The organism is Coleofasciculus sp. C1-SOL-03 (assembly GCF_040220555.1).
GTDB lineage: Bacteria > Cyanobacteriota > Cyanobacteriia > Cyanobacteriales > Coleofasciculaceae > Coleofasciculus.
In genome coordinates, this window is sequence record NZ_JAVJUO010000066.1 from 20,716 (window position 1) to 28,382 (window position 7,667).

Here is a 7,667-nt window from a genome sequence, read left to right on the forward strand (position 1 = left end):
CGTCATTCGTCTTATGTCATAATTCAACTTATGACTGGGGCGGGTTGAGTTACATTGGGGTGAGCCAAGCCAGGATAGTAGTGAAACCCGCCCCTACACACTCAATAATGCCGTACCATAAGCTGCTGCTGTGTGTCTGGAGGGTTGAATGGCAACCTGAAGCTGACGTTGGCGAATCGCTGTCCATGTTGGATTTTTAGCACCTCCGCCCGCCGTATAGACGCAGGTGAGGGGAGTAGCACTGAGTTGTTGTAATAATTGATAGCCTCGTGCTTCAATACGGGCAATGCTTTCGAGTAAACCGTGGAGAAATTCGACAGGGTTGGCAGGTTGAGGCTCGAGTTGGGGAGACAAATCAGGGTCATTGATGGGAAAGCGATCGCCTCTTGTTAATAATGGATAATACTCTAGGGGACTTTCTTGCTCAGGGTTGATTTGATGGCTAAGTTCTTCAAGTTCTCTATCGCTGAAGAATTGTCGCAGTACAGCACCTCCGGTATTCGATGCACCGCCGGTTAACCATAAGTTTCCGAGTCGGTGAGAATAAATTCCGTAACTCGCATCCTCGACACGAGTATGACTCAATAACTTCAAGACTAACGTAGAACCCAGAGAGGTTACCGCTTCACCGGGATGCTTTGCCCCACTAGCCAGAAACGCGGCAATACTATCCGTTGTACCCGTACAAACCTGGCAATCGCGGCGTAATCCTAACCGGGAGGAAATCTCTGGAGTGACTTCACCAACTGGCGTTCCTGGAGCCAGGACTTGGGGTAATATTGGTGTGAGCGGAAGTTGTTTCATCCAAGGGGGATAGTCTAGGGCTTCTGGGTCATATCCCAGCTTTAAGGCATTGTGATAGTCGCTAATTCCGAGCTGACCGTGTAATAAAAAGGCTAACCAGTCAGCTTGATGAAGGAAGTAATAATTTTCAATGGTATCTGGTGTATGGTGAATCAACCACAAGAGTTTAGCCAGACTCGAGGTAGCACTGAGAACCACGGAATTAGCCGGAGCAATCTGCTTTAATTGTTCGATCACCTCTATCCCTCGCCCATCATTATACAGAAGTGGCTCGGTGATTGGAGTCCCTTGGCGATCGCACAGCAGTACCGTTGCTGATGTCCCATCAATGGCGATACGAGTAACGTTCTGCCGAATCGGTGTCGGAATTTGTTCAATCAGCCGATACAGCGTGTTTTGCCAAATTGCCGTTAATTCTGTCAGGGGAGTTGCCGCAAACGTACATTGCACTTCGGCTTGAACGACACCCGTGGCGTCAATCACAATCCCTCGTGCGCCCGATGTACCGAAATCGATCCCCAGGTAAAGGATTCTAGAATCCACCATAAGCATTCGATAAATTCTGCTTAAACTAATACTGACATGATTGAACCGTACCCTATGTTCAAATAATGGGGGACTCTACTCATGAACATAACACCCCAGCGATGGGTTTTCCGGCTTAGTACAGTTGCGATCGCCCTCAGCTTTGCTGTGGGATTGAACTCCTGTACCTCCAACGTTCAGTCTCAACAACCGCAACCGATCAACATTGATGGGTCGAGTACGGTTTACCCGATTACCCAAGCGGTTGCTCAAGAGTTTAACAACACCGCTGAGGCTCCTGTAGACGTTTCTGTGGGCTTTTCGGGGACAGGAGGCGGATTTGAAAAGTTTTGCGCTGGTGAAACAGACATTAACAATGCTTCACGTCCTATCCAGACCCAGGAAATGGAAGCCTGCAAACAAGCGGGAGTTCCTTATATTGAATTACCCGTTGCCTTTGATGCGATTACGGTAGTCGTCAATCCGGAAAATGATTGGGCTGAGAGCATCACCGTGCAAGAGTTGAAAACGATGTGGGAACCCGCGGCGCAACGAAAAATCACTAAATGGAATCAGGTGCGCCAATCGTGGCCCAATCGACCCCTGAGTCTCTATGGTCCTGGCACTGATTCCGGTACATTTGATTATTTTACAGAAGCGATCGTCGGGAAAGCCGGAGCGAGTCGCAGCGACTATACGGCTAGTGAAGATGACGACATCCTACAGCAGGCGGTGAGTCAAGACCCCAATGCTTTAGGGTACTTTGGTTTAGCCTATTACGAAGCGAATAAAGATGACTTGAAAGCTGTAGCAGTAGAAGAGGGAAATGAACCTGTACTTCCGTCTCCGAAAACGGTAGAACAGGCTGAATATCAACCCCTTTCCCGCCCCTTATTTATCTACATTAATGCGGACAAAACGCAAAAGAATCCAGCCTTGAGGCAATTTGTTGAGTTTTATTTAGAGCAAGCGCCAGAGGTGGTTCGTTCTGTCGGTTATGTCCCCTTACCGGACGATGGCTATCATTTAATTGAAGTGAAATTTTATAACAGCAAAACGGGAACCGTCTTTGATGGACAATCTGAGTTCAATCTCACCATTGGTGAGTTATTACGCAAACAACCTAAGTTCTAAGTAGTCGGAAAAAATTAAAGTTAAACATGAGGGCAAGGCAACAGGCAACAGGCAACAGTAATAATTTGAGGTTTGTTAACATTCCTTACTAAGCTGTCACGCATTTAAATTGTTTTGAGTGTTGAATGTTGAATTTGTAGGGGCGGGTTTCACTATTATCGTTTCTTCCCTCACCTGGATGCAACTAAACCCGCCCCAACCCCATGAGAGAGTTTTGAGTGTTGAATGTTGAATGCAGGCAATTAACGCTCACTCTCCCTGGTAAGTGAGCTAGATTGAATTCAGTATCTGAATCTCGAATGACCTGATGAAGAAACCTTTCCTCCTAAGTGCTGCCCTTTTACTGATTACCGGATCGGGAATAACGCCGCCATCTCCCTCTGTCAATGCTCAAACACCATTGATTGAAACCATTCCCGATTCGACCGAAAGTGCGGCGGAAGCGAAATCAAGGATAGTCTTACTTGATCCGGGCGTTCAACCTCGGCAAATTGTGCAGCTTAAACCCACCGCCAACACCAAGCAAACCACAGTCCTGACGATGAATATGGATATGAGGGGGACGGTGGATGGTCAGGTGATGCCTGATGTCAATATGCCACCTATACAGATGACCATTGAGTCGGAGGTGACTCAGGTTGAGGCGAATGGAGATGCTCAGATTAAAGTGACTTACACCGATGTGGATGTAGTCTCGGATACAACCGCTCCGCCGGAACTGATTCAAAACCTGCGATCGCAACTGCAACAACTCCAGGATGTGACGATTTCTTATGTGATTAATCAGCAGGGAATCACCAAAGATGTTAATGTATCGTTACCAGCGGATCTTGACCCCAACCTCCAACAACTGCTCCAGCAAATGTTGAGTTCCTTAGAGCAATTATCAGCCGCACCATTTCCCAAAGCAGCAGTGGGAGTGGGCGCAACCTGGCAAGTCTCTAGCGCTGTACCTGTTTCTGGGTTGCCATTGGATCAGGTTCACGTCTTATATGAGGTGGAAGATATTCAGGAGGATCAGGTGACGCTGAAAATGAGTATGCAACAGCAATCTCAGGAATCGAGCCAAATGAATCTTCCCGGAACGCCTCCTGGTGTGAATTTTCAGATTCAGTCTTTTGGCATGCAAAGCGCGGGAACAATGACCATTGGGTTTGATCAGATCATGCCGCTTAATGGAATGATGTCTACACTGTCTAACATGGAGTTTCTGGTGACAGAACCCGAAAGTGAGCAAGAAAAGCTGATGCGGATGAGTTCATCTACACAAATAGAGATGGATTCTCTCGAATAGTGTCCCAATAATGGTGGTTGTATCTCCCAGACTAAAAATGTTTCTTAGAAGCTGTCTACAAACACAATGACGCCTGTGATGCATAGAAGAAGCACCTATGGGAGCCGTGTAGGGGCGACCCGCTTGCATCAATGAACAACTGTATCCACTCAATTTGGTCGGGTCGCCCTCTCCTCAATACCTTGCGTGAGAACATATTTTTTGAGATATGAGGCAAAATCCCACAACTCAAGGTCGTGGGATAAATTGATTATGGAGAAAATTAAAGAGAATGGTTTAGTTTTGATAGAATTTACCCTCGATATGATCTAACTTTTCCTCAATTTCAAAATGGTTGAGTTGTTCCCAAGCATCCGCGATCGCGAGAATTTCGCCAATTACGGAATGGGCATTTTGGGAGGGTAAAATATCGGACATTTGCCAAATGCCTTGATCGAGAACCGTATCCTCCAACATAATAATGTTGTGTTCAAGTTCTCTTCTAGCATCTTGGAGGAGTTGACTCAGCCGTTTGGCATTGCGTTTTTTGGCTTTGAGTTGTTGACGAGTAAGTAACATAGTGATTTAGAAGGAGTCGTAATCGACTACTGATAAGGGATTCAACTGCCACTAAAATGGGGTCAGTATTTATGATTTTCTTAGCCTGTGCCAGCCGATCAGGATAATTTCTGGGGAAGCTGGGGGAACCTGTTCCAGATCCAGCCTGCTACCTCTGGAACCCATGTAGAGACGTAGCATGCTACGTCTCTACATCCGGCAGTCTTGATATCATAGAGTTGGAAATCGGTGTAATTTAAACTATTGACAAAATAAATAATGTATGTTATTGCATCTAAGCAGGTATATCAGTTCAAGGCATCCTGCTCACAAACAAAATGCAGCGGATTATTTCTCCATAAAAGCGATAATTTCACAATTCATCATTTAGATTAATGCCAGGGTTATTGAGTTTAGATAGAATTGTTAAAAATTTAGAAACCCACGACAATTCAACGCGGATAAAAAAGTTAATGGTTTATACCTGCCAGAGTCAGTGGGAAAACGAGTTGTCAATTCTGAATCAGTATGAGTTCTCTGATTTAATCCAACAACTTCGCGCCTCCCATTTCAGTCTGGAACAACTTCGTTCAACGCTTTATAGCTTTGCGGAAACCTTGAACCGCCAAGCTGAATATTTAGTCGTGGCTGATACGATTATTCATCAATTAGAACCACTCTATAGCGAACCGGAAGAGTTAACTCAAGTCGTCGCCGCAAAATCCCCGCCTAAAGCCGCGACTCAACCTCCATGGATTGTCTTAGAAACCGCCAGTGAACTGGCAGAAAACAGTAATATCCTGCGAATCAAAAAACTGATGCTTTATGTCAGTCAAAATCACTGGGAGACAAACTCACAGATTCTAGAACAATTAAATTTGGCGGATTTAATTCAAGACTTAAGAGAATCTTACCCTAGCATCAAGAAACTCAGTGCAGCACTCAAGCAGCAAGTGCAAACCCTCAACCGACAGGCAGACTATATTGTCGTGGCAAAAACGATTCTCAAGGTGCTGCAAAAACTCTATACTGATGATTCAGAAATTACCCGTGTTAAAGCCGCAAAAGCCGTGCGATCGCAGCCACCAGCACCGCCACCGACAAGGTTGCCATCACCGATCAATCGAGGGAACAAAAATACCCAACTACAGGGAGACAAAAACAAGCAAAGCGAATTTATTCAGCAGCAATCATCAGGTGTTAAAGGTCAAGAAATTGGACAAAATTTAACTCAGGATTCCGCGTCAAAGCAATGCCCGTATGACCCGTTTGATTTACGGTTAAATGTAATGAAATATACGACCCCATTGCGGGCAAAATTATTAATTTTTTCGGTACTCTATCATCCGATTAAAAAAACGCAACATGATTGGTTATTGATGAAAGCCAAGCCCTTAGACGATTTGTTATTTGAATTGTTCTCGACTTGTCCCACGCTTGAGGAACTCGAAGCCAAGCTTTACCAGACAGCACAAGCCATTGAGGACGCCGATGAAAACACTCAAGCCGCTGGCGCGATCGCACAATCAATGAAACGATTCTATGAACGTTAAGGAACTCCTACAGCGCTATGAAGCGGGAGAAACTAAGTTTACTGGTGTCAGCCTCAGTGGTGTCAATTTGTTTGGCGCGGACTTAATTGGCATCGTTCTCAATGGGGCTGATTTACATGGCGCGACGTTAATTTTTGCCTACCTGAGTCGCGCTAACTTCCGGAAAGCGAATTTAGTGGGGACACGGTTAAGTGGCGCGAATTTAAATCAGGCGTGGCTGAGTGGGGTTAATTTAAGTAATGCCGACTTACATGGGGCAAGTTTACAAAGTGCAGACTTAAGAAGCGCCAATTTGACATTAGCCAGTTTGCTTGATGCTAACTTAATGGATGCTGATTTGCGGGGGGCTAATTTAAGTGGGGCAGATTTAACTGGGGCGTGTTTACGCGGGGCGAATTTGCGAGAAGAGAAGCGGATGTATACCGCCAAGCTGCGGGGCGCCATCTTGCAGAACGTCGATTTACAAGGGGCAGATTTGCGCGGGGCTGATTTATTGAAAGTGAACTTAAGGGGTGCCAATTTAAGGGAAACGAATTTGCGGGAAGCGGATTTGCGCGGGGCAAATTTGAGTGGCGCGAATTTGAGTTCGGCATTTTTGACGGAAGTGAATTTGATGGGGGCGAATTTGCGCGGGGCTATGCTGAAGAATGTGAAATTGGAACGGGCGATTTTGAGTGAAGCCGATTTAACGGACGTGAATTTACAGGGGGCTGTAATGCCAGATGTTAGGTTGAATAAAGCCCAAGTTAGTCGGGGAAATCTGAGTTTGGCGCGATTGAATCGGGCGGATTTGAGTCGGACAAATTTACGGGAAGCCAATCTGAGTGAGTCGGATTTAATTGAGGCATATTTGGCACGAACCAATCTGATGGGGGCGAATTTGAGTAATGCTAATCTGGCACGGGCAGAATTAAGTACCACGAATTTGATGGGGGCAAATTTGCAGGGGGCGACAATGCCTGATGGTAGAATTCATGAGTGATATTAAGTCGGGTAGGGAGGGGGAAACGGGTAGAAGGGTAATTTAAATAAACAAGTATTGATGACTTAATTATCCCGAAATACTTTTGGACTTTAGACGAATCAGAACCTGCCCAAGAGCGATCGCACTCCTGGCAATAACGACTATTCACGACATCCCACTTTGCCCTTTCTGTATCCTTCGCTACTGACATTTCCTTAGCTTGACTAAATTCGATGTCGTCTTAATTTGTCAAGTTCTGATAATTCAAACTATTCTTTCACCCCATAAAGGTTTAAATTTTCCAATCAGGTTCACATCGCAACAAAACGTCATAATTGCTCGATTTTTACCTCTGTTCCGAAATAATCTACGAATTTTCAGGGGTTACGGCGATTGTGAGGTGATTGTACGATTTTCAGTTATACTATCTATGATGGGTATTTTGTAAGTAAAACTAATTAAGACCCTGCTAAATTCCTTGAATTTTCGTGAAACTTTGTATAATTCATGGTTTTCACCTCACGCTCAATGTACCCTTGGACGCATGTATTTTGTTAAACTTACGATAAAAATTGTGACTAAGTATTGACAAAAACACAGATTACGCAGAAGGGATGGCTGTTTCACAAACACAGAATAGTGAGGGACACAGATTGACACAGAAAACTAAATAATCTCCCCAACCATCGAATCATCTTCTCATCCTTTGCCAGCGAGAACTAACCGGTCTGTGAAATCAGTGTGACTAACCTCTCAACTCCCCACCTCTAACGTTCCTCTAAATCCGTGCAATCAGTGTTCAAAACACAGATTACACAGAAGGGATGGCTGTTTCACAAACACAGAATAGTGAGGG

The 7,667-nt window shown here is 45.1% G+C and carries 6 protein-coding genes; 4 read left to right on the forward strand and 2 right to left on the reverse strand.

Annotation, left to right across the window (positions count from 1 at the left end):
- Positions 1–93 precede the first annotated feature (93 nt).
- Complete coding sequence (locus RIE73_RS10685) at positions 94–1,350, reverse strand: FGGY-family carbohydrate kinase (RefSeq protein WP_446401171.1); 1,257 nt, start codon at positions 1,348–1,350, stop codon at positions 94–96.
- An 81-nt stretch (positions 1,351–1,431) separates the two neighbouring features.
- On the opposite strand from RIE73_RS10685, the gene RIE73_RS10690 reads away from it, so the two are divergent.
- Both RIE73_RS10690 and RIE73_RS10695 read left to right on the forward strand, forming a co-directional pair.
- A complete protein-coding gene (locus RIE73_RS10690) occupies positions 1,432–2,463 on the forward strand; it encodes a PstS family phosphate ABC transporter substrate-binding protein (RefSeq protein ID WP_446401172.1) in 1,032 nt (343 codons plus the stop codon).
- Between the two features lie 307 nt (positions 2,464–2,770).
- The gene (locus tag RIE73_RS10695) at positions 2,771–3,757 is read left to right on the forward strand and encodes a hypothetical protein (RefSeq protein ID WP_446401173.1); all 987 of its coding nucleotides are present in this window, start codon (positions 2,771–2,773) and stop codon (positions 3,755–3,757) included.
- A gap of 276 nt (positions 3,758–4,033) precedes the next feature.
- Here the strand turns inward: RIE73_RS10695 and RIE73_RS10700 are convergent, their stop codons facing one another.
- Positions 4,034–4,315: a hypothetical protein gene (locus tag RIE73_RS10700; protein WP_446401174.1), complete on the reverse strand. Its 282-nt coding sequence runs from the start codon at positions 4,313–4,315 to the stop codon at positions 4,034–4,036.
- A 452-nt stretch (positions 4,316–4,767) separates the two neighbouring features.
- Here RIE73_RS10700 and RIE73_RS10705 point away from each other — a divergent pair, with 452 nt between their 5' ends.
- A complete protein-coding gene (locus RIE73_RS10705; protein WP_446401175.1) occupies positions 4,768–5,847 on the forward strand; it encodes a hypothetical protein in 1,080 nt (359 codons plus the stop codon).
- Positions 5,837–6,829 carry a pentapeptide repeat-containing protein gene (locus tag RIE73_RS10710; protein ID WP_446401176.1) on the forward strand — a complete coding sequence of 331 codons (993 nt, stop codon included), beginning with the start codon at positions 5,837–5,839 and terminating at the stop codon, positions 6,827–6,829. The genes RIE73_RS10705 and RIE73_RS10710 overlap by 11 nt, the downstream gene beginning before the upstream one ends.
- The last annotated feature ends 838 nt before the right edge of the window (positions 6,830–7,667 follow it).